Origin of the sequence: Arenibaculum sp., from assembly GCF_035998295.1 — a bacterium.
Classification (GTDB): domain Bacteria; phylum Pseudomonadota; class Alphaproteobacteria; order Azospirillales; family Azospirillaceae; genus DASYHS01.
On record NZ_DASYHS010000257.1, the window covers coordinates 1 to 2,176 of the forward strand.

Below are 2,176 nucleotides of genomic sequence, written 5' to 3' on the forward strand. Positions count from 1 at the left end.
GCGCCTGGGGCTCGCGGCGCTGGGCCGGCTCGACGCGGTCCAGGTCGCGGGCGAAGCGCTGGTCGACCTGGCCGAGAAGACGGAGCGCACCGCCCTGCTGACGGTATGGGGCGAGCGGGGCCCGACCATCGTGCGCTGGCAACGCAGCAGCAGGTCGGTCGTCACGTCGCTGGCGCTGGGCTCGGTGCTGCCGGTGCTCAACTCGGCGACGGGGCACGTCTTCATCGCGTTCCTGCCCCGGCTGCTGACCCGCGCCCGGATCGAGGAGGAGCGGGCCCGGGCGGCGGAGGAGGGGCGCCCCGTCCCGATGGAGGAGATCGAGGCCCTGATCCGGGAGGTCCGCCGCCGCCGGCTCGCCCGCGTCGAGGGCAACCTGATCCCGGGCCTGCGCGCCGTCAGCGCGCCCATCCTCGACCACCAGGGGGAAGCCGCCGCCGCCGTCACCGTGATCGGCAGCCAGAACGGCCGCCCCGGCGAGGAGGAGACCGTCGTCGCGCAGACCGCCGGGATCGCCGCCGCCGCGTCCGCCCGGCTCGGGTTCCGCGAAAAACAGGCCTGACGACGCACGTGTCCCGAGTGGTCCTTGCGCTGCCGCTGGGGCCATGAGATGAATTCACAGGATAATTAGCTTTCGAAGCAGGTGCCGATGACGAAACGCCATGTGCCGCCGGCAACCCGCTTCCAGCCGCAGGTCCATCGCCCGGGCTCGCAGCCCGCGGTGACGCAGGCGAAGTCGGCGGGATGTATCCGCGGCTGTCCAGCCCATACGCCGCCCGTCCCGGCTACCCTGCAGATGTCGCGCCCGAAGGCACCGCCACCCGGTCCGCAGGGAGCACCCACCCCGCCCAAGCCGGCCCATGCCGCGGCTGTCCCGGTGGTGCGCCCCGGTGGCTGCCAGCCACCCGCCCGCGCTCCGATACCTGCACCGCGCCATCCGGTCCTGCAGCGCGCGAGCATTGCTTCTGCCGAGTCCGACGCCGAGTCCGACGACGAAATGGAAATGGAGGAAGACAAGGTGATGACGTTCCTGAAGGACGTCTACGGCCCGACCCACGTACCTAACCATTCCGGAACTTGGCCGCCGAGCATCACCATCCGCCCGCGGGCCTCCTTCTCCGCCATGCGGAACCGGCAGGCCATCCGGCATCTTGCCACGCGAATTTTCTTTGCCATTCAGAAATATACGCAGGCGAGCGAGGAAGAGATCCAGTGCATGGTCGTGAACGGCCGCATCTTCGTCGCTTCGAACAACAACAACTCGCTTCCAGCCCTCAAGAGAGCCTTGGCGAAGAACGGGTCGAAGCTTTACGACCTGCTGACCGCGGATCTAGGCATCGCCAACGAGCCGAGACTGGTCCGGGCGACCAACAAGATGAAGAAGCGCCTGGACGACGGCTCTCATGCGAAGCGCTCAATGGTGCACGGCATTCTGGAGGGGGTGATGAATGCGGCGCTGGATGATGCCATCATCGAGATGAAGCTGTCGTCCGGCAAGAATGCGCATTGTGCCGACTTCATCGACAATGCTGCTTATAACGGGAAGATAATATTCATAAGCGGAAAGTCGGCACATGCCGAGCAGAAGTTGATATGGACGTTGATATTGGCGGGGTCCACTAGAGCGGCCATCATTTACGGTAAGAAGCGGCCTTGCCGAATTTGCTACGAAACTCTCTCGTATGCCCAATCGATCGGCTGCAATGTCGAATTCAACGGGTATCCCGGAGGGTACTGGACGGGAAAGCCATTGAACGCACTGTCGCAGATGGTCAAGAAGAAGCTGAACGACGATCCCGAAAGTGGCGGAAGGCTGGCTACCCATTTCTCCGGGCGGAAGGGGCTCTACAAGGTCGCATACAAGGCGGGCAAGAACGGCAGCACGTCCGTCGGTGATCCGGGATACGATACGGAGTCCGATTCCGAGGCCGAGGCCTGAGCACTCGGGCTTTACCTATGGACAATGCGTTTCTCCATGCGCAAAATCATTGCGGATCGCGGAGGGCACGCCCATGGACACGATCGAACCGGCAGCAACGGATGGCGCGCGGCACTGGCCGCCCGGCGAAGTCAGCCGCATCCCCTACTGGCTCTACAGCGACCCGGAGGTCTACCGGCGGGAGCTGGAGCGCATCTTCTACGGCCCGCACTGGTGCTACGTCGCGCTGGACGCGGAGAT

Annotated in this window: 2 protein-coding genes; both read left to right on the forward strand. The window is 65.3% G+C overall.

Features of this window, described 5'->3' with window-relative positions; translation table 11 throughout:
- Positions 1 to 559, forward strand: a 559-nt coding sequence (locus VGO20_RS23915) for an IclR family transcriptional regulator domain-containing protein (protein WP_327504907.1), incomplete at its 5' end; no start/stop codon positions are given.
- 87 nt (positions 560 to 646) lie between these two features.
- A complete protein-coding gene (locus tag VGO20_RS23920) occupies positions 647 to 1,936 on the forward strand; it encodes a hypothetical protein (protein WP_327504908.1) in 1,290 nt (429 codons plus the stop codon).
- Positions 1,937 to 2,176: the final 240 nt, after the last annotated feature.

Coding starts and splice junctions, on each gene's coding strand:
- VGO20_RS23920 (WP_327504908.1), top strand. CDS start 647: ATGACGAAACGCCATGTGCCGCCGGCAACCCGCTTCCAGCCGCAGGTC.